The organism is Nocardia aegles (genome assembly GCF_052545135.1).
In genome coordinates this window covers 127,166-145,797 of record NZ_JBQWRI010000002.1, presented here as the reverse complement: position 1 = coordinate 145,797, position 18,632 = coordinate 127,166, and the positions used below count along the sequence as shown (strand labels likewise).

At 68.6% G+C, this 18,632-nt stretch carries 19 protein-coding genes and 1 tRNA gene; 11 read left to right on the top strand and 9 right to left on the bottom strand.

Translation table 11 applies throughout. From position 1 onward, the window contains the following. Window positions 1-3 precede the first annotated feature (3 nt). Window positions 4-330 (top strand): TY-Chap domain-containing protein, encoded by a 327-nt coding sequence (locus ACT89H_RS05970; protein WP_445107489.1) that lies wholly within the window; start codon window positions 4-6, stop codon window positions 328-330. Next, window positions 301-385: transfer RNA gene (locus ACT89H_RS05965), tRNA-Leu, on the top strand. The genes ACT89H_RS05970 and ACT89H_RS05965 overlap by 30 nt, the downstream gene beginning before the upstream one ends. Before the next feature lie 204 nt (window positions 386-589). Here the strand turns inward: ACT89H_RS05965 and ACT89H_RS05960 are convergent. Both ACT89H_RS05960 and ACT89H_RS05955 read right to left on the bottom strand, forming a co-directional pair. After that, window positions 590-712, bottom strand: a complete 123-nt coding sequence (locus ACT89H_RS05960; RefSeq protein ID WP_445107488.1) for a hypothetical protein — start codon at window positions 710-712, stop codon at window positions 590-592. A gap of 118 nt (window positions 713-830) precedes the next feature. Beyond that, window positions 831-2,471, bottom strand: a complete 1,641-nt coding sequence (locus tag ACT89H_RS05955; protein ID WP_445107487.1) for a serine/threonine-protein kinase — start codon at window positions 2,469-2,471, stop codon at window positions 831-833. Window positions 2,472-2,869: 398 nt separating this feature from the next. On the opposite strand from ACT89H_RS05955, the gene ACT89H_RS05950 reads away from it, so the two are divergent. From ACT89H_RS05950 to ACT89H_RS05940, 3 genes are all read left to right on the top strand, one after another. Next, a complete protein-coding gene (locus ACT89H_RS05950; RefSeq protein ID WP_445107486.1) occupies window positions 2,870-4,231 on the top strand; it encodes a M20/M25/M40 family metallo-hydrolase in 1,362 nt (453 codons plus the stop codon). Window positions 4,232-4,253: 22 nt separating this feature from the next. Next, window positions 4,254-4,787 carry a YbhB/YbcL family Raf kinase inhibitor-like protein gene (locus ACT89H_RS05945; protein WP_445107485.1) on the top strand — a complete coding sequence of 178 codons (534 nt, stop codon included), beginning with the start codon at window positions 4,254-4,256 and terminating at the stop codon, window positions 4,785-4,787. Window positions 4,788-5,129: 342 nt separating this feature from the next. Next, window positions 5,130-5,504 carry a DUF1003 domain-containing protein gene (locus ACT89H_RS05940; protein ID WP_445107484.1) on the top strand — a complete coding sequence of 125 codons (375 nt, stop codon included), beginning with the start codon at window positions 5,130-5,132 and terminating at the stop codon, window positions 5,502-5,504. Window positions 5,505-5,853: 349 nt separating this feature from the next. Here ACT89H_RS05940 and ACT89H_RS05935 read toward each other — a convergent pair whose 3' ends face one another. Continuing rightward, window positions 5,854-6,177, bottom strand: a complete 324-nt coding sequence (locus ACT89H_RS05935; protein ID WP_445107483.1) for a TetR family transcriptional regulator C-terminal domain-containing protein — start codon at window positions 6,175-6,177, stop codon at window positions 5,854-5,856. A 263-nt stretch (window positions 6,178-6,440) separates the two neighbouring features. Here ACT89H_RS05935 and ACT89H_RS05930 point away from each other — a divergent pair, with 263 nt between their 5' ends. Together ACT89H_RS05930 and ACT89H_RS05925 are read left to right on the top strand one after the other, a co-directional pair. Continuing rightward, window positions 6,441-6,629, top strand: coding sequence for a hypothetical protein (locus ACT89H_RS05930; RefSeq protein ID WP_445108277.1), 189 nt, complete (start codon window positions 6,441-6,443; stop codon window positions 6,627-6,629). A gap of 95 nt (window positions 6,630-6,724) precedes the next feature. Next, window positions 6,725-7,483 carry a class I SAM-dependent methyltransferase gene (locus ACT89H_RS05925; RefSeq protein WP_445107482.1) on the top strand — a complete coding sequence of 253 codons (759 nt, stop codon included), beginning with the start codon at window positions 6,725-6,727 and terminating at the stop codon, window positions 7,481-7,483. A gap of 204 nt (window positions 7,484-7,687) precedes the next feature. Here the strand turns inward: ACT89H_RS05925 and ACT89H_RS05920 are convergent, their stop codons facing one another. The 3 genes from ACT89H_RS05920 to ACT89H_RS05910 form a co-directional block, all read right to left on the bottom strand. Further along, window positions 7,688-9,520 carry an AMP-dependent synthetase/ligase gene (locus ACT89H_RS05920; RefSeq protein ID WP_445107481.1) on the bottom strand — a complete coding sequence of 611 codons (1,833 nt, stop codon included), beginning with the start codon at window positions 9,518-9,520 and terminating at the stop codon, window positions 7,688-7,690. Between the two features lie 172 nt (window positions 9,521-9,692). Then, window positions 9,693-10,430, bottom strand: coding sequence for a GTP cyclohydrolase II (locus tag ACT89H_RS05915; RefSeq protein ID WP_445107480.1), 738 nt, complete (start codon window positions 10,428-10,430; stop codon window positions 9,693-9,695). Further along, entirely contained in the window at window positions 10,427-11,908 is a 1,482-nt protein-coding gene (locus ACT89H_RS05910; RefSeq protein WP_445107479.1) for a carbohydrate kinase family protein, read from the bottom strand. Before ACT89H_RS05910 ends, ACT89H_RS05915 begins: the two co-directional genes overlap by 4 nt. A 746-nt stretch (window positions 11,909-12,654) precedes the next feature. Between ACT89H_RS05910 and ACT89H_RS05905 the strand changes: the two genes are divergently transcribed. Further along, window positions 12,655-13,044 (top strand): hypothetical protein, encoded by a 390-nt coding sequence (locus tag ACT89H_RS05905; RefSeq protein ID WP_445107478.1) that lies wholly within the window; start codon window positions 12,655-12,657, stop codon window positions 13,042-13,044. A gap of 10 nt (window positions 13,045-13,054) precedes the next feature. Here the strand turns inward: ACT89H_RS05905 and ACT89H_RS05900 are convergent, their stop codons facing one another. The 3 genes from ACT89H_RS05900 to ACT89H_RS05890 are packed head-to-tail and all read right to left on the bottom strand — an operon-like array spanning window position 13,055 to window position 15,448. Continuing rightward, complete coding sequence (locus tag ACT89H_RS05900; RefSeq protein WP_445107477.1) at window positions 13,055-14,131, bottom strand: quinone-dependent dihydroorotate dehydrogenase; 1,077 nt, start codon at window positions 14,129-14,131, stop codon at window positions 13,055-13,057. Between the two features lie 4 nt (window positions 14,132-14,135). Next, entirely contained in the window at window positions 14,136-14,435 is a 300-nt protein-coding gene (locus ACT89H_RS05895) for a DUF5703 family protein (RefSeq protein WP_445107476.1), read from the bottom strand. Beyond that, the gene (locus ACT89H_RS05890; protein ID WP_445107475.1) at window positions 14,435-15,448 is read right to left on the bottom strand and encodes a YncE family protein; all 1,014 of its coding nucleotides are present in this window, start codon (window positions 15,446-15,448) and stop codon (window positions 14,435-14,437) included. Before ACT89H_RS05890 ends, ACT89H_RS05895 begins: the two co-directional genes overlap by 1 nt. A gap of 153 nt (window positions 15,449-15,601) precedes the next feature. On the opposite strand from ACT89H_RS05890, the gene ACT89H_RS05885 reads away from it, so the two are divergent. Genes ACT89H_RS05885 through ACT89H_RS05875 form a run of 3 tightly spaced genes read left to right on the top strand, consistent with a single transcriptional unit; the run spans window position 15,602 to window position 18,603 of the window. Further along, complete coding sequence (locus ACT89H_RS05885) at window positions 15,602-15,958, top strand: hypothetical protein (RefSeq protein ID WP_445107474.1); 357 nt, start codon at window positions 15,602-15,604, stop codon at window positions 15,956-15,958. Window positions 15,959-15,964: 6 nt separating this feature from the next. Continuing rightward, window positions 15,965-16,498: a WKL family lipoprotein gene (locus ACT89H_RS05880; RefSeq protein WP_445107473.1), complete on the top strand. Its 534-nt coding sequence runs from the start codon at window positions 15,965-15,967 to the stop codon at window positions 16,496-16,498. A gap of 11 nt (window positions 16,499-16,509) precedes the next feature. Then, window positions 16,510-18,603 (top strand): MMPL family transporter, encoded by a 2,094-nt coding sequence (locus tag ACT89H_RS05875; protein ID WP_445107472.1) that lies wholly within the window; start codon window positions 16,510-16,512, stop codon window positions 18,601-18,603. The last annotated feature ends 29 nt before the right edge of the window (window positions 18,604-18,632 follow it).

Below are 18,632 nucleotides of genomic sequence, written 5' to 3'. Positions count from 1 at the left end.
CAGTTGGCGGAGTTCGCCGACGGCCTGACACCGCACGTGGCCGTGTTGTCCGCTGGGACGGTCGTCATCAGCGGAGAGGAAGACCAACCGAAGGAGCGCCGCCGCTTCGTCCAGTTCCGGCAACTCGACACCATGATCTGGGCAGAGCTGCCCGGCGACAGCCGGCTTGCCCCCGGACGTGCAGGCCGGAGACGAACAACCCGCAGCAACAACGCGCGCTCGTCGATGCCGAAGAAACCACAGGTCCAGGGGCGATTTGGTCCACAACGATGGGATCCGATAATCTTGCTGGGCACACCGGTCCGGGTGGCGGAATGGCAGACGCGCTAGCTTGAGGTGCTAGTGCCCTTTATCGGGCGTGGGGGTTCAAGTCCCCCTCCGGACACAGACACTACGCACGCGGGTGGTTGTGGAGCAGCTTCTGCCACGACCGCCCGCTTTCCGTGGTTGTAGGTGAGCTTCAGGCCGAGTTGCCGGTAGACCTCGAGTTTGTCGGTGGGGTCGGCTGCCTTCAGTATGTGGACAAGCCGTCCCAGTGACGTCACGAGTTGGTGGATCTCCTCCCGTTGCTTGCGCTGCTTGTTCCACCTCAGTGGCAGCGCCGGGCTGCCGGGTCGGTGTTCGCCTGCCCGGCCCGCAGGGCGTCCTTGCCCCGCCGTGCGTACTTCGCCGGCGAACGCACCGAGGTGTGCCCGGACAGTGTCATCAGCATCCCGAGGGAGCGGACGCGTGAGCGCCCGCACCGCGGTCGACATCGCCACGGTCCAGATGGTGATGGAACGTCTCGGGCCCACCGTTGCCGACCTGTCAGCCTCACCGTTGCCGACCTGTCAGCGCAGACCGGGCCGGCCACGGCGAGCGGGGAATGGCCGTGTGGTCTCACCGCGCGTGCTCCGGCATGGGTTCGCCGGCAATGTGCTCGACGCTGGCGGTGCGGTTGACGAGGTGCAGCAAGCTGCTGGGTTATCGCTTATTTCAGCTCCCGCCGCCAGGCGGTCTCGAGGTCGACGGCGGGTTCGATTCCTGGGGCGTTTGTCGGCGAGCCAGCGGCTGGTCGGGCGCGACACCGTGCACAGCAGCGCGGTGCAGCTGAAGAGCAGGAGCGTCCCGATGAAGGTCCAGTCGGCGGTGCGGCTGTCGCCACGAAGGGTGGCTCCGGCTCCGACCAAACCGACAATGCTGATGATGCCGGTACCTAACACCACGGCGATCCGGCCCGCACGCTTGCGCCGCAACAGTGCGATGGAGCCGCCGATCAGTAGGAGTGCCATCGTCGTGGAGATCGCCATGGGCGGGGCAAGTTCCAGGGCGACCGCACGCAGCGTCTGAGGGCGACCGAATAGGTCGCCGCTACGCCAGTTCGCCAGCTCGCTGACCCCGTTGGCGAGGACCACGCAGAAGAGCAGGCCGAAGGCGAACGCGATGACGGCGCCGATCCTGGGAACAACGCCGGATGGCCGGGCCGGATCATGGATGGGCGTGAGCGGTCGCAGCGGCGGGAGCTGCTCGGCGCGCCACCGGGGCTCCGAAGGCTGATTCAGCGCGGTCGGGACCGAACGCGGCCACGGGTCGACCGCCGTGGCCGGGTGCGCGGAGCGCTGGTTGCCGAAGGCCGGCGCGGGCGGCGCAGCGGGAACGTCGCCGCGCAGGGCCGCCGCCGCGGCTGCCGCGAAGTCGCCGCAGCTGGCGAATCGTTCGTCCCGATGCTTGGCCAGCGCGCGAGCGATCACCTCGTCGAGTCGCCGTGGCAAGTCGGGACGCGAATCGCTCAGTCGCGGCACCGGCTTGGCGATGTGCCCGGCGACGATTTGACCGGGATTGGTCGAGGGAAACGGTGGTTGCCCCGCCAGCATCGTATAGAGGGTGCAGCCCAGGGAATATTGATCGGCGCGGTGATCGACCGGCTCACCGGACAGTTGCTCCGGTGAGGCATAGGCGAGGGTGGCGGTGAACGTTCCGGTGGCGGTCAGCTTGGTATCCGCGTCGAGCACTCGGGCGATACCGAAATCGGTGAGGACAGCGCGAGTTTCGCGACCGGCTTCCGGCTCTGCGATCAGGATGTTGGCCGGTTTGATGTCGCGATGCAGCACGCCTCGGCTGTGGGCGTAGTCCAGTGCCTTCGCCGTATCGCCGACGATCTGCAGGACCTGATCCGGGCGGACGCTGCGGGGATCGAGCCGGGCGGCGTCGGTGCCGCGCACGTACTGCATGGAGATCCACAGGTGCCCATTCTGGGCACCGCGATCATAGACGCCGACGATGCCCGGATGCTCAAGGCGCGCAACCACATTGGCTTCCTGTTCGAACCGCCTGCGCAGCTCCTCGTCCTCGGACACCGCGCGATTGAGCAGTTTGAGTGCCACCAGTCGCGGCAGACGCGGGTGCCGGGCCAGATAGACGGTGCCCATGCCGCCTTGCCCGAGCACGCCTTCGATCACGTAGCCGGCGAACGACTCGTGCTGCCTCAACACCGGTGGCCCCCTTCCAGATCCCAGCCCACCTGGACCGCAGGCAGCATAACCTTCGCTTCCGGACCGGAGAACCAGCGGCGCTCACGCTGCGATCGACGAGCGGCAGCACACGGCGTCACGGTGACGAGCTCATCGTGTCGCGTGCTGCGCCGGACGTCGGTGAGCACGACGGCGACGGCTTCGATCTGGGCCTCGAGGTGTCGACCAGCAGGGGGCCCAGTGGCGCGGGACTTCGGTACGGTGGGGCTCGAGGTCCAGCAGCTGGCACGGTGCGAGAGTTCCGATCACCCTGATGACAACCCGGTCGGGGGTGATCGCGCACCGTGCGGGCCGCATGGCCGGGCCGCGACACCCTGTCGGCACGTTCGCCCTGCCGCGCGGGTGGTAGGAAAGGGGGCGTGTCCGCAACTGGCGAAGGATTCGACCCGAACAGAAACTCCCGCGCGGTGTCGGAAGTGGTGGAGTTGGTCAGCACGCTGATCCGCTTCGACACCTCCAACACCGGCGACCTGGCCACCACCAAAGGGGAGCGTGAGTGTGCGCAGTGGGTGGCCGACCAACTGCATCAAGCGGGGTATGTCACCGAGTACGTCGAGTCCGGCGCGGACGGGCGAGGCAACGTCTTCGCGCGGCTGGAAGGCGCCGACCGCAGTCGCGGCGCGCTGATGATCCACGGGCATCTGGACGTGGTGCCCGCCGAGGCCGCGGACTGGAGCGTGCACCCGTTCTCCGGTGCGGTGCGCGACGGCTACGTGTGGGGTCGCGGCGCGATCGACATGAAGGACATGGTCGGGATGATGCTGGCGGTGGCCCGTCAGTTCAAGCTCGAGGGCACGGTGCCGCCGCGCGATCTGGTCTTCGCGTTCCTCGCCGACGAGGAGAACGGCGGCAAGTGGGGCTCGCAGTGGCTGGTGGACAACCGCCCCGATCTGTTCGACGGCGTCACCGAGGCGGTGGGGGAGGTCGGCGGGTTCTCGCTCACCGTGCCGCGGCCCGACGGCACCGAACGCAGGCTGTATCTGGTGGAGACCGCCGAGAAGGGCCTGGGGTGGATGCGGTTGCGTGCCAAGGCCCGTGCGGGCCACGGCTCGTTCCTGCACGAGGACAACGCGGTCACCATCCTCGCCGACGCGGTGTCCCGCCTGGGCAAACACACCTTTCCCTTGGTGCTGTCGGATTCGGTGGCCGCGTTCCTGGCCGCCGTCGCCGAGGAGACGGGTCTCGAGTTCGATCCGGCGAGCCCGGACATCGAGGGCCAGCTGGCGAAGCTGGGCACCATCTCGCGCATCATCGGCGCCACCTTGCGAGACACGGCGAACCCGACCATGCTGCAGGCCGGTTACAAGGCCAACGTGATCCCGCAGACCGCCGAGGCGGTGGTGGACTGCCGCGTGGTTCCCGGACGGCAGGCGGCGTTCGAGCGGGAGGTGGACGAGCTGATCGGCCCCGATGTCGAACGCGAGTGGATCACCAAGCTCGACTCCTACGAGACGACCTTCGACGGTGATCTGGTCGACGCGATGAACAACGCCGTGCTGGCGCATGATCCGCGCGGCCGCACGGTGCCCTACATGCTCTCCGGCGGCACGGACGCGAAGGCGTTCGCGCGCGTGGGTATCCGCTGCTTCGGTTTCGCGCCGTTGCAATTGCCGCCGGAGCTGGACTTCACTGCCTTGTTCCACGGCGTCGACGAGCGGGTGCCGGTGGAGGCCCTCGAATTCGGCACCCGCGTGCTGGAACACTTCCTACTGCACAGCTGATCCGATCCGGAAGAGAGGTTCCATGACCTACAACCCCTACGACGCGCTGCCGAAGGTGCCGTCGTTCACCCTCACCTCCACCGATGTCACCGACGGGCAGCCGTTGAACAACGAGCAGGTCAGCGGCATCTTCGGTGCGGGAGGCCAGGATATCTCCCCGCAGCTGTCCTGGTCGGATTTCCCGGCGGAGACCAAGAGCTTCGCAGTGACGGTCTTCGATCCCGACGCCCCCACCGCATCCGGCTTCTGGCATTGGGCCGTCGCCGACATCCCCGTGAGCGCGACCTCCCTGCCGGCGGGCGCCGGCAGCGGCGAAGAGGGCGGCGCCCTACCGACCGGTTCGATCACGCTGCGCAACGATGGCGGCTTCCACGGCTTCGTCGGCGCGGCCCCGCCGCCCGGCCACGGCCCGCACCGCTACTTCATCGTCGTGCACGCCGTCGACGTCGAAAGCCTCGGCATCGATGAGACCGCCACCCCCGCCTACCTCGGCTTCAACCTGTTCTCCCACACCCTGGCTCGTGCGACCCTGATCGGCACCTACGAGCAGAAGTAAGAACCACTGCGCGATCGTGGCCCTGAGCGACATGCTCGGGGCCACCGCTCTTTTCCGCCGACGGGCGCGCTCCGCTACGGCTGAACAGCCGCCCCAAGTGGGTGCGCGGGATGGAACTGGTTGGCGGGCCCGCAAATAGGCGGGCGGGAGCGCCGCGATCGCTGCCGCCACAGGCAGGTTCATGCCTCCGCCATGCACGGTAGGGCCTTTGCGCCATGGCCGCGTGCTCGCGCTCCGAGGTGTGCACGCCGAGGCCGCTAGTATTCCGGCGTCGTTGCTCACCATCCTCCCGCCGAGGAGCCCGCCATGTCCCAGCCGTCGAATCCCGCCCAGCACCCGGTCGTGGCCGACTTCCACACCCGCCGCCGCGACAACTGGCAACTACGCCTCGCGGACTGGATCACGCGCTTCGCCGGCTCGATGCCGTTTGTCTACCTGCACGCGGCCGGATTCGCCGTCTGGATGATTTTCTGCGAGCACAGCCCTTGGCCGACATTGACTCTCGCGGTATCGCTCGAAGCGATCTTCCTGTCGACGTTCGTGATGATCGGGCAGAACCGTGCGGCCGAATTCCAGCAACTCAAGGCCGACCACGATTTCGCCGAGGAAGAGCTCGAACTCAAGACCAACACCGAACTCACTCGCGCCATCCACGCCATGACCACCGAACTGCACCGCCGCATCATCGACGACACACACAGCACGGCCGAGCCGTGATGATCGCGGTAGAGCCGCTCCGAGGGACATCCCGATGATGCTCGACAGCGACACTTGTGCACAGCGGACACGCTGAGGGGGTTGCCGGGTCGGGCCGCGACTCCGGGGTGACGGCGAGCACCGCGCACAGCGTGGCGAGGCGCTGTGCTCCCGAAGCTGCCGTGAAGTGACAAATAGCTCTCTGTAGCCGGTTCGGGGCCTGTTGTCCCGGCTTCGGTCGTTTCGTCCCTTCTCTGATGTGGCCCCGTCACCTTGGTGGCGTTCGTGGTGATCGGAAGGGGGTTGAGCGTGCGTCAGGACTGGGAGCCAGAGGACCTGATCGATCCTTCGGTGGCCAGACGGAAGAAGCTCAGTGAGCGGGGCGGGGCAGTACAGCAAGCGCTGTCCGGGCTATATCGGTCAGTGTCTCCTCGCTCGCTCCGGCCTTGCCCAGCGCTTCAATGCCGCGCAGTACGGCGAGCACCAGCGCAGCCAGCTTTCCCGGATCCGCGTCCGCGGCAATGTCGCCATTGCGCTGGCAGGCTGCGATGTCGCCTTCCAGTAGCGCCTGTAGCGCCTCGATGGCCGCGCGCGCCCGCTTGGCCACCGTCTCGTCGTGTTCGGCCAGCTCGGCGACGCCCTTGGCCAACAGACATCCGCGGTGGGCGGTGTCTGCGGCAGTCGCCGCCGCCACCGCCTACACGTGGGCGGACAGCCGCGCGTAGGCGTCCGCGTCGCTGCCGCGCAGCTGCCGGCTCACTTCGCCAACATGCACGCCGAAGGCGTGGCTTGGGGTAAGTCGGTGCAAGGACAGCATCGCCAGCCTGTAGTCACCAACCCGCACCGTGGTGTCGCCACTGGTGCGGGCGGCCGCGTGGCGACGAGGTCGTAGTCCTCAATCCAGTCGCCTCGACGCCCAGCCGCAGGGTCGCAGGACGCCGGACGCAGGCTCACACAGTGAGCGCTTTCCATCTGGCCACCTATCAGGCGAACACTGCGCAGACCACACGCCGGCCCGACCGCGGCGCCCAGCGCTTCGGCAACATCAACTTCTTCGGCGCGATCGAGGTCGACATCGATGCCGAACTCGCTCAGCACAGCCCGACCGGCTACCGGCCGCTACGGGTCCGCGACACCCTCTTCTGACCCTCACGGCTACAGGCGTGGCTGCGATCCTCGTCGAACTCCGCGCTGCTGGTCGCGCCATTCGGGACGGCCAGCGCTGAATTAGAGTGTTCCGGATGCCCGACCCACTGCATTTCGACAACCATGCTGAGGTCTACGACCGGGCCAGGCCGCCGTACCCGGCTGTACTGTGGGCCGAGCTGCAAGATCTCGGAGTGCTGCGGCCGGGAATCCGAGCTATTGATCTCGGTGCCGGTAGTGGACTGGCCACCGGAGGAATCCTCGAAGCGGGCGCGTCGGTCGACGCGATCGAACCGGGCCCGGCCCTGGCGGATCGTTTGCGTCGGCGCTGGCCGGCCGCGGTCGTGCACGCCGTCACGGCCGAGCAGGTTGAGCTGCCGACCGGATTCTATGATCTCGCGGTCGCGGCCACCGCCGTGCATTGGTTCGATCTCGAGGTAGTCGTGCCGAAATTGCATCGCATGCTGCGACGTGGCGGCCATTTCGCCGTGTGGCGCAACGCCTTCGGCGACCCCACTGTCCCGATCACGCCGTTTCGCGAGCGAGTCGCCGAGATCGTCGCCCGCCGGATAGCGGTGGAACCACGGCGCGTGCATGGTGAACTCGACACCGACGCGTGGGCAGCTCGCCTGACCGCCAGCGGGCATTTCGTCACCACGCATATTCGCCACTTCCCGTGGTCGATCGAGATGCGGACCGACCAGATCCGGGACCTGTTCACCACATTCAGCAACTGGAACCCCGCCGAAGTGGATGAGGCAGCTCAAGCTGTGGACGAACTCGGCGGCCGGGTGATCGAACACTATGTCACGCCACTGATCGTGCTGCGTCGCAACGAATCCGCTAACGCCTGAACACACGGTGCATCGGCGGTGACCGCGTTCGATCATCGGATAATCCGTTGCTGTCGCGCCCACCGACGGACGGCATGCGGTATGACTTCCGATCCCGCCGTACCTGGAGATCGAAGCCGCGACCGAAGACGACGTCATCCGTATCGCCGGATTGCTCGGCTACACCGATGCCGAACTGACCGGCCACAGCGCTTTCGCCGGGCACTACTCGACGCTGATCACCCGTCCGGAGGGTTCCTCGGCGTACAGCGCCTCGATCTCGGCGTGGTACTTGGCCGCGATGGGGGCGCGTTTGAGCGACATCTTCGGGGTCAGTTCGTCGCCGCCGGGCTCCCAGACCGCGCCGAGGATGGTGAAGCGTTTGATCTGCTCCACACGGGACAGTTTGGCGTTGCCCGCCCGAACCGCGGCGAGGACCTCGTCGACGATCTGTCTGCGGGCGGCCAGGGCGGCGATGTCCTCGGCGGTGGCGTCGAGTTCCTTGGCGCGCAGCGCGGCGACGTCGGGGTCGAGCACGATGAGGGCGGCGATGTAGGGTTTGGCGTCGCCGATGGCGACGACTTGGCCGATCAGCGAGGAGGCGGCCTTCACCGAGTTCTCGATGTTGCTGGGGGCGATGTTCTTGCCCCCTTCGTTGATGATCAGTTCTTTCTTGCGGTCCACGATCCGCAGGTAGCCGTCGGCGTCGAGGGTGCCGACATCGCCGGTGTGCAGCCAGCCGTCGGCGTCGATGGCCTCGCAGGTCTTGTCGGGCATGTTGCGGTAGCCGCGGGTGACGATCGCGCCGCGCACCAGCACCTCGCCGTCGGCGTCCAGTCGCAGTTCCACGCCGTCGCCCGCACGCCCGACCGAACCGGGCCGGGGCTTGTCCAGTTCGGTGTAGGTGCCCACGCCGGTGGTCTCCGACATACCCCACACTTCACTGACGGTGAAGCCGAGGCCGAGGAAGTACTCCAGGGTTTCCGGCGGGATGGGCGCGGCACCGGAGGAGGCGACTTTCAGCTGATCCAGGCCCAGGGCACGGCGCAGCTTGGACAGCACCAGCGCCTCGGCGATCGCGTGCTGGGCACTCAGCAGGGGACCGCGGCCTTCGCCCGCCAGATCAGCGCGAGCGGCGGCGATTCCGGTGCCGATCGCCCAGTTGGCCAGTGCCTTCTTCACCGGGCTGGGTTCTTCGGCGAGCTTGCCCTCGACACCGGCCTTGATCTTCTGCCAGACCCGCGGGACACCGAAGAAGGTGGTCGGGCGTGCGTCGGGCAGGGCGGCGGCGACTTCGCGCGGGTCGGGCACGGTGGTGATCTGGATGCCGGTGAACAGGTTGAGCGCGTGGGCAGAGATGCGGTCTGCGACGTGCGCGGCGGGCAGGTAGGACACCACCCGGTCGTCCGGGCCGACCTGCAACGGGCCGCTGAGCAGGACGATGATCTGGGCGAGCACGTTACGGTGGGTGATCTCCACGCCCTTGGACGGCCCGGTGGTGCCGGAGGTGTAGATCAGGGTGGCCAGGTCGTCGGCGCCGACGGCCTGCCAGGCGGCGTCGAAATCGAAGCCGGTTGCGGGCGCGGCCTCCACCTCCTCCAGGGTGACGGTGCCCTCGGCGGGGCCGTCGACCACGACGATGTGCTCGACCGGCACCCCGGCAGCGGTGATCCGGTCGAGGAAAACCTGTTCTGTCACAACGACTTTGTTGCCGGCGTTGGTGAACAGGTGGGTGATCTGCTCGGGGGAGCTGGTGTTGTAGACGGAGAACGGGGTGGCGCCCAGATGCAGGGCGGCGGTGTCGACGAGATTGAATTCGGGGCGGTTGGTGAGGATGATGCCGACAGTGTCGCCGTGGCCGACGCCGAGCCCGGCCAGGCCCGCGGCGATCGAGCGCACCCGTTCGGCGTACTCGCGCCAGGTGTACTGCTGCGTGCCGCCCACCGTGCGCAGGGCGATCTGGTCGGGGCGCAGCCGCGCGGTCTCCTGGAATGCGGCGGGCAGGGTGTACACCGTTGCGCCCGACCGATGCGCGTATCCGATTTCTGTTGTCGTCATATCCCTGTTCCCGGTAGCGCTGGCGTGAACCGGGCGCCGGTCCGGCCGGTGCCCGATCCGGGACTCGACATGGCGGTCGGCGGCGCCGTCGGTGTCACGAGTGAGCTGCGACACATGTGTCGCAGCTCACTTATGGTAGCGACATGTGGGAAGCCGGGTGGGCAAAAATCCTTCAGGCGCCGATCAGATCCGGCGCGGCGCCGGGTCCGGGACGCGGACCGACGTTCTCACCGGGTGCGAGCATGACCGGGTCCACGGCCTGCGGTCGGCCGGCGCGATCGCCGTCGTACTCGTCGAACGCCCATGGTGCGGAGTCGGTCGGGATCCAGTGCTTGCGGCGGGCGCGCTTGGCCTCGAGGTAGTCGCGGGCGCGTTCGCTCAGCGGCCGGGTGCGCAACGGCACAGGGGTGACCCGCAACCCTTCCTGCCGCAGGGCCTCGACCTTGGCGGGATTGTTGGTCAACAGCTGCACCGAACGCAGTCCGAGGTCGGCCAGCGCACGGGCGGTGGCCACGTAGGTTCGCCCGTCGGCGGGGTAGCCGAGGGCTTCGTAGCTGGTGAAGGTGTCCGCGCCGGAGCGCTCGCTTTCCCGGTAACCCAGCGCTTTGGCGATCAGCCCCGCACCGCGGCCCTCCTGTTCGAGGTAGACCAGTACTCCCGAGCCCGCGGCCTGGATGAGATCCAGTGCCTTGTCCAGTTCCGGCCCGCAGTCGCAGTCCTGTGATCGCAGCGCCTCGCCGTACAGGCAGCGCGAATGCACCCGCACCAGGCAACCGTCGGCGACCGCGCCGAACAACAACAGGTGCCCCTGTTCACCCACCCCGTCCAACTCCACCACGCGAACTCGCAGATCATGCCCGTTACGACGGAACCGATGCTCGGTGTCGGCAGGATCCACAACGTTGGTCAATGCTCCTCCGTAGCGAGTTTGTAAATTCGCTCCACCTCACTCACCAGTGGCATCGCCCCGGGAACATCCCCGATCGATTGCGTCGCCACCATCGCGGCGGTCGCCCAGACGTAGTCGTTGCGTTCGGCGGGGCGGCGCGTCGAAACGAGACGATATACCAGCGCGGCGGAGAAGGCGGCGTGAGCGCCCACCGAGTCCTCCAGCGCTGTCGGGAACGGCTGGAATCGGTCGCTGACCTGCTCCGACCAGACCTCGCACCGGAAATCCTGGATCGCGCAGACCGCGCCGACACCGAGCGCGCGCAGCCGGGTGGCGGTCTGCTCGCCGCCGGGTGTCGCGTCCTCGCCCGCCATCGCCAGCGCTCGCAGGTCCCGATCGCCGCCGACGAGGTAGTCCACTGCCGCGAGATGCTGATACAGGTACTGAGGGCGATCCAGCCGCGGCGCCGGATGTACCACCACCAGCGGCCGGTCCGGCAGTCCGCGCAGCTGCGCCATGATCTGCTCGATGACGCCGGTGGGTTGCTCGAAGGTCAGCAGCACCGCGTCCGAGGTGGCGATCGCCGAACGGATCGCCTCGCTGCGTAATTCTTGGGCGCTCAACCGGATTCGCTCGTCTTTACAGCCGATCGTGCTCGCCGCGCCGGTGCGGGCGACCACCACCGCGGTCACCGGTGTCGGGGCGAGGGGCACTACTTTGACCAGTTCGGTGTCGACGCGTTCGCTGCGCAGATATTCCAGGATGCGCTCGCCCGCGTCGTCGTCGCCAACCGCCGAGATCAGCCGCACCCGCAGCCCCAGCCGGGCCGCCGCGACGGCGCGGGTGAGGCCCTTGCCACCGGGATGCTCCCGATAGCTGCCCTGGGCGGTCGCGCCGGAACCGGGGATACGGTCGACCACGTACAGGTGGTCGATGACCGCGTCCCCGATCACCGTGACCACACCGCGATCGTGCGCCGTAACCGATTCGGACGCAACCGCTTGCGAGGACATGCCGAAGTCGACGACGTGCGCGCCGTCGAACACCGAGGCGGTGGCCAGCTGCGCGGCCAGCTCGGTGAACGCCCGGCGCTCGGGTGCGCCGCGCAGCGAGCGCACCGTCAGCGTGCGGGGAACCGGCTGCGCCCCCAGGGCTTCGTGCAGCACCGCCCACCGCTCGGCGAGGTACTCGCGCCGCTCACCCAGATCCGGCGCGTAGAGCCGACCGGGATCCACTCCGGCGGGAGGGTTTTCGCGCAACAGCCCCAGCGACAGTTCCGCGTCGACGACGAGCCGGTCGGTGGGGTCCATCCGCTGCGCCAGATCGCACACCAGCGGCAGCACCGCGTCTTCGCGGTCGATGCCCGCCCGCCGCGCGTACTGCCGCACTGCCAGCAGATCCAGCAGGGGGAGTACGTCGATTTCGGTGCTGCGCAAGCGATCCGAGCTCAGGCCGGAGCGTTTGCACAAGCGAGTGAGGATATTGCGAACGGCAACCATTCCCGAATCCTGCGGGACCATGGCGATGCCACCCTCCTCTATCGGCGCGACCTCGGGCCGTCGCGCGCATGTTGGCACGCACATCGGGTTTAGCCGGCGAGAAAATTGTCAATTACCAAATTACAACGGCAATTGCGCGCTGGGAACGGCAAATGCCACACTGGGTGTGGCGATCCCCATCGCACCACCAGGCAATCGGGAGGGCTGGTGATGAGAGTGATTCTTCAGATACGGCAGCCGCGACGGCGACGGCGACACCGCCCCGCCGGATCCGACACCGAGCTGGTGCCCAAGCCGGTGAGGGACTGAACCAGCCACCGGACGCTTCCCGCGGCAACGCACCGGTCATCACCCGCCTTGCGGCGGCACACCGGTACGCCGACCACACGCTGGAGCGCACACGGGCCCCTCGGCACCACGCCCGCTTCCCGCCCCACCCCTGAACCCACCACAGCCGTGGCGTACGCCACCAGGCCGATCAGGCCTCGCGCACCGCAACCGGCGCGCGACAGCAGCCCGCGCGACCGCCTCGACCACCCCACATCAGCGAGCACCCCTAGCCACCCGGCCCGCAGCGGAGATCTCCGGCCGGGACACTCCCACCGCGCCCGCCGCACCGGCGGATCGCACGATGTGGCGCATCCCCACCGCGCCGCATCAGCGGATGCACGACAGGAGGCATTCGTGAGCATCGACATCAGCATCCTGGAGCAGGCCTCACTCCACCCGTCGCACCGGAGACCGCGATGACCATCCACACCACCGAATGGACGATGACCAGTGACATCACCCCGGAATCGGCCTGCCGCGACACCGACGCGACCGACAGTTGGCGGCTGAGCTGGCTACCGGAGCGGCGGCTGACCCGCAGCCAGGCACTGGCCGGAATGTCCCTGGACGAACTGCTCAGCGACCCACACGTCGTGCACGACCGGATGACCCACGCCCGCGTCGAGGCCTATGCCGACCACCTGGGCATCTTGCGCGACCACGCGGTGATCCTGCTCGCCAAGCGAATGGCCGCGCGGCTGGGGCAGGAACTGCGGCCGAAGGGAGATCCCGCGCCGCCGGGGCACCCGGCACGGGCTCGGCGGCTACACCTGCGCACCGCCGAACCGCCGTTCGTACACGGCTGATTCGCCTGATTCAGGCGTGGGCTTTGTGCTCCGCGCCGACCGCATCACCGATGCTGCGGTAGCCCCCGGCCCGCAGCCGCTGCGCCAACCCGCGATGAATCCTGCGCATCCAGAACGGGCCGCCGTAGATGAAGCCCGTGTAGCCCTGCACCAGCGTCGCCCCGGCGAGAATGCGTTCCCACGCCTGGTCGACGGTTTCGATGCCACCGACCGAGATCAGCACCAGCCGATCACCCACCCGACGGTAGAGCCGCCGCAGCACCTCCAGCGAACGGTCGGCTACCGGCGGACCGGACAATCCACCCGCTCCCATGGCGGCGACCTCCGCCGCGTCGGTCCGCAGACCGTCACGGCGAACGGTGGTGTTGGTGGCCACGATGCCCGACAATCCCAGTTCCACGGCCAGATCGGCGACCGCGTCGATGTCCTCGTCGGACAGATCCGGCGCGATCTTCACCAGCACCGGCACCCGCACACTGTCCAGCACCGCCCGCAGCAGCGGCCGCAGTGATTCCACCGCCTGCAGATCCCGCAGCCCCGGAGTGTTGGGGGAGCTGACGTTGACCACGACGAAATCGGCCAGCGGTCCCAGCAGCGCGGCGCTGGCGGCGTAGTCCGCGGCCGCGGCGTCGGGTGCCACGACCTTGGTCTTACCGATGTTCGCGCCGATCGGCACCCCGCCGCGGCGCGCACGCAGCCGTTCGGCGGCCGCGGCCGCACCGTGGTTGTTGAAACCCATCCGGTTGATCAGGGCACGGTCGGCAGGCAGCCGGAACAACCGTGGCGGGGGATTGCCCGGCTGCGCCTGCGCGGTGACCGTGCCGATCTCGGCGAAACCGAACCCCAGCGGCGCCCAGGCATCGACGCCGTCGGCGTTCTTGTCGAAACCGGCGGCCAGGCCCAGCGGCGCGGGGAACTCGACCCCGAACGCCTCGGTGCGCAGGATCGGATCGCGGGTGACCAGGACCTTGCCCATCGCCCAGCGCAGCGGCGGCAACCACGCCGCGAACCGCATGGCGACGAAGGCCACGTGGTGGATGCGTTCCGGCGCGACCAGGAACATCAGTCGGAGTAGCAGGGCGTACATCAGCTCACATTCCGGGTTCGGGCTGGGGTAGTAGCGCGGATTTTCGCCGCCGCAGCAGCACCCGCCTGCTGCCGTCGGTGTAGGCGCGCACTCGCGACAGCTCCCAGCCGCCGAACTCCGCCTGGATCGCCAGCCGCATGGACGCGGTCACCCGCGTGACATCCGGCGGCAGCCGCAGCGGCACGTACTCGTAGTCGTCGCTGGTGGTTTCCCAGCCCGCGGGCAGCGCACGCCCGCGCCCCCGATGTGCTGCCGGTTCGGTAGATGCCGCGGAGTCATCGCCCGCGCGTGATGTCGGAGCCATCAGTGCCCTCTCTTCCGATCGTCCGCACCGATCCGTTGCAGACCGTCGCCGGTCGCGGACCCCACGAACAGATCACCGGTGCGTTGCTCGACAGCCACCGAGTTCGGTTGCCGGACGGTGGCGTAGCGGCCCACTTCCTTCGGTATACCAGTCGACAGGTCGAATCCGACCAGCTCGTTGCGCTGCGTGCACGTCACCCACACGGTGTCCGACCGCTGATCGTAGGCAAGTGCGTAAGGCGAAAATCCTACCGGGAAACGCTGCCGCAACACGAGCGGTCCCGCGGTGTAGACCAGCAGTTCTCCGCCCGCGGTATCGGTGACCACGAACCGGCCGCGCGTGTCGCCGATCAGCTGGGTGGCCCCATCACCGGCGCGCAGCGCCAATCCAGGACGCTGTTTGCCCGGGTCGAGCTCGAAAATCGCGGTCTGGTGCCGGTCCAGCACGGTCCGCTTGCCGTCGGCTTCGGCCAGTACATCGGCGGACACCAGCCCGGACACCGTGCTGGTGACCGCACCATCGGACGCCAACTCCAGCACCCGGCCGTCGGCGGTGCCGACCGACAACCCGCCGTCGGGGCGCGAGCGCACCGACCGCACGTCGCCGTCGACGGCCACCGCGGCCACCGATCCGGAGGCGAGGTCCACCCGCAGCACCCGGCCCGGCGCGGCCACCAGCATCTCACCCCGCCGGCCCGGCGTGAGACCGCTCGCGCGATCCGGCAACGTCACCGTGCGCACCACCGGCTCGGCGGCGTCCGGATCGAGCACGGTGAGCACCGCTCCGTCCAGACCCGCCAGCAACCGGCCACCGGAATCGGCTTGCAGCTCGGCCAGCGGACCGGCGGACAACACCCGCCCGACCGGCGGCGTCGTCACCGCCGGCGCGACCGCGGGAGCAGCCGGGTCCCTGGTGGGCAGATCAGGACCGCCGGGGCCGGAGGAGCAGCCGACCAGCAACACCAGCACCGCCACACCCGCGAACACCGAGACGAGCGAGCCGCGAGAGCGCATCCACCGAACTCCTTCTACCGACGAAACTGCCGCAACCTCACCATCTGACCATGATGACGCAACCAACCGACCGACCGGGGTGGCGGCTGGAGCGGAATGTCGGCCGCGGAAGCTACCGTGGACACCACACTGTCCGCTACAGGGAGATCCGGGTTGAAAGCCGACCATACGTCGGAATTCGTCATCGACGACCTCACCGTCGGCGCGTACGCGCACGGATTCGGGACCACGGCCGACGGCCACCCCTTCGCGTTCCGCACGGTCCGCGCCACCCTGACCCTGGAGATCTACCGCCGCGATCTGGGCGACGCCGTTCCCTGCCCGCAGGACGTGCTCGCGGTCGCCGAAGCCACGGTCACCGACATCGACCTCGACGACGAACGCAGTATCGCAGCCTTGGTGCGGGATATGATCCCCGCCACCGCGACGATCGACACGGCCGCGGAACGGGACGCCACGACCGTGCGTGCCCTGCTGGGACGAATCAGCTCCGTCATCGAAGGTATGTAGGAAGTGATGACCCACACACGACTCGCCCGCGCCGCGCTCGCCGCGGCAGGCCTGCTCCTGGCGGCGGCCGCCGCCGCGTGCGACACCGGAACCGACGAGGCCGCCGTCGACGCCGCCCGCTCCTCGGCGAACGCGTCGCTGTCGTCCTCGATCGCCGCGTCCGCCAGCGCCGCGCATCCGCCGCTGCCGACGGCCGCCGATCTGGACGCCCAGATCAAGCGGGCGCTGGACCCGGCGCTGCCCGACAGCGAACGCACCGCCCTCATCGAGGACGGGGAATCCTTCCGCCAAGCGATCCCCGACATGTACAAGGCACTGCGGGACAACCCGCGCGCCGTCTACGGCGTCACCGACCCGGTGTTCGACAACCACGACGGCACCCTGACCGCCACCATCCGACTGGACAAGGACGGCACCGGCGCCGCGGTCCGCACCACCGTCATGCATTTCGTGCTCGTCGACGGCACGTGGAAGATCTCGCGCACCGACCTGTGCGGCATCCTGCGCTCGGCCGACTACCGCACCCCGGCCTGCGGCTGACCCGCGACGCGATGCGCCGGTCCGCAGCAGTGCAGTGGGGGCGGTGGGTCCACCGCAACCGCTACCTCGTTCTGGCCTCGTTTCTGCTGTTGGTCCTGGTCTCCGGCTGGTACGGCCGCGACCTGGCCGAGCGGCTGACCCAGGAGGGATGGTTCGACGAGAGCAGCGAATCGGTGGCCGCGGCCGAACTGGCCGACCGCACCTTCGGCCGCGACACCGACAGCGACCTGATCCTGCTCTACACCGCACCCGACGGCGCCACCGTCGACGACCCCGCCGTACGGGGCCCGGTCACCCGGCACCTGGCCGGATTGCTGGCGGCCTACCCCGACCGCATCCAGAAGATCGACAGCTACTGGGACAGCCCGTTCTCCGCCCAGGCCACCGACCCCACTCACCTCCACGCCGTCGCCAGCGTCGGGTTGCGCGGCTCGGGCACCGCGACGGTCCAGAACTACGCCGCGATCAAAGACCATCTCGGCGCCGGCCGCGCAGGCGCGGGCCCGGGCGGCACGACCGTGCAATTGGCCGGGTTGCAGCCGATCGTCGATGGCATCAACACCGGCATGCAACGCGACATCAAGCGCGCGGAACTGATCGCCCTGCCTGTGGTGGCGATTGTGCTGTATTTCGTGTTCGGTGGCGTGATCGGCGCGCTGCTGCCGGTACTCATCGGCGGCATGACGATCCTCGGCACCCAGGGCGCGCTCCGGGCACTGACCGACCACCTCGAGGTGAACGTCTTCGCCAACGCCGTGATGACCCTGGTCAGCCTGGGCTTGGCGATCGACTACGGCCTGTTCACCGTCACCCGCTTCCGCGAGGAACTCGCCGCGGGCCACACCGTCGAAGCGGCCACCGCCCGCACCGTCGCCACCGCCGGTCGCACCGTACTGCTCTCGGCGGCCATCATCGCCGTCAGCCTCGCGACACTGTTCATCTTCCCCACCGGGGTGCTGCGCTCGGTGCCGCTGGGCGGCATCAGCTCGGTGCTGCTGGCGGCGCTGCTATCGGTGACCGCGCTGCCCGCGGCGTTGAGCATCGTCGGGCGCCGCATCGACTTCCTGGGCTGGAAACGGTTCTCCCGCAGCCGGACCGAGACCCAGATCGACGCCGGATTCTTCTCCCGCCTGGCCCTGTGGGCAATGCGCAGGCCCGTGGCGGTGGCCGTGCCGATCGTGCTGGCCCTGCTCGCGCTGAGCATCCCGATGCGGCATATCGAATTCGGCGGCCTGAGCGAACGCTATCTGGCCGACGACAACCCGGCGCGCGTCGCGCAGGAACGTTTCGACACCCTGTTTCCCAGCTTCCGCACCGAACCGCTGAAACTGGTCGTCGTCGGCGCCGACCCGCGCCAACTGAGCGACATCCGCTACGCCGCCAATCAGATCCCCGGCCTGACCGGACGCTTCGAACCCGCCGCACCCACCCACGACGGCATCACCGTGCTCGCCGCCGGGCTGACCGACACACGCGACGCCGACCCGGTGATCGCCGCGCTGCGCGCCATCCCCGAACCACCCGGGGTGCAGGTGATGGTCGCAGGCGTGCCCGCCCTGGAACGCGACAGCATCAACGGCCTGCTCGACCGCCTGCCGATGCTGCTGGCCATCCTGGTCGCCGCGGCACTGGCACTGCTGTACGCGGCATTCCGCTCGCTGGTGCTCGCGTTGAAAGCCGTGCTGATGAGCGCACTGAGCCTGCTGGCCACGCTGGGCATGCTGACCTGGATGTTCGTCGAGGGCCACGGCGCGGGGATCGTGCACTTCACGCCAGGACCGCTGATGTTCGCGGTGCTCGCGCTGATCGTGACAGTGGTGTTCGGGCTGTCCACCGACTACGAGGTGTTCCTGCTGTCGCGGATGTCGGAAGCGCGCGCCGCAGGCGCCGACGCGCCCGAGGCCATCCGCTCCGGCATCGCCCGCACCGGCGGGGTGATCACCTCCGCCGCCGCGATTCTCATCGTGGTCACCGGCGCGTTTGGCGTCTCGGATCTGGTGCTGATGAAATACATCGCCTACGGCATGATCGCCGCGCTGATCCTGGATGCCACCATCATCCGCATGCTGCTGACTCCCGCGGTGCTCACACTGATCTGGCGGTAGCGGGCGCCGGTCCGCGACACCACCGACAG

Coding starts and splice junctions, on each gene's coding strand:
- ACT89H_RS05890 (WP_445107475.1), bottom strand. CDS start 15,448: ATGCGCTCTCGCGGCTCGCTCGTCTCGGTGTTCGCGGGTGTGGCGGTG.
- ACT89H_RS05875 (WP_445107472.1), top strand. CDS start 16,510: ATGCGCCGGTCCGCAGCAGTGCAGTGGGGGCGGTGGGTCCACCGCAAC.
- ACT89H_RS05960 (WP_445107488.1), bottom strand. CDS start 712: ATGCTGATGACACTGTCCGGGCACACCTCGGTGCGTTCGCCGGCGAAG.
- ACT89H_RS05945 (WP_445107485.1), top strand. CDS start 4,254: ATGACCTACAACCCCTACGACGCGCTGCCGAAGGTGCCGTCGTTCACC.
- ACT89H_RS05925 (WP_445107482.1), top strand. CDS start 6,725: ATGCCCGACCCACTGCATTTCGACAACCATGCTGAGGTCTACGACCGG.
- ACT89H_RS05880 (WP_445107473.1), top strand. CDS start 15,965: ATGACCCACACACGACTCGCCCGCGCCGCGCTCGCCGCGGCAGGCCTG.
- ACT89H_RS05895 (WP_445107476.1), bottom strand. CDS start 14,435: ATGGCTCCGACATCACGCGCGGGCGATGACTCCGCGGCATCTACCGAA.
- ACT89H_RS05905 (WP_445107478.1), top strand. CDS start 12,655: ATGACCATCCACACCACCGAATGGACGATGACCAGTGACATCACCCCG.
- ACT89H_RS05900 (WP_445107477.1), bottom strand. CDS start 14,131: ATGTACGCCCTGCTACTCCGACTGATGTTCCTGGTCGCGCCGGAACGC.
- ACT89H_RS05920 (WP_445107481.1), bottom strand. CDS start 9,520: ATGACGACAACAGAAATCGGATACGCGCATCGGTCGGGCGCAACGGTG.
- ACT89H_RS05910 (WP_445107479.1), bottom strand. CDS start 11,908: ATGGTTGCCGTTCGCAATATCCTCACTCGCTTGTGCAAACGCTCCGGC.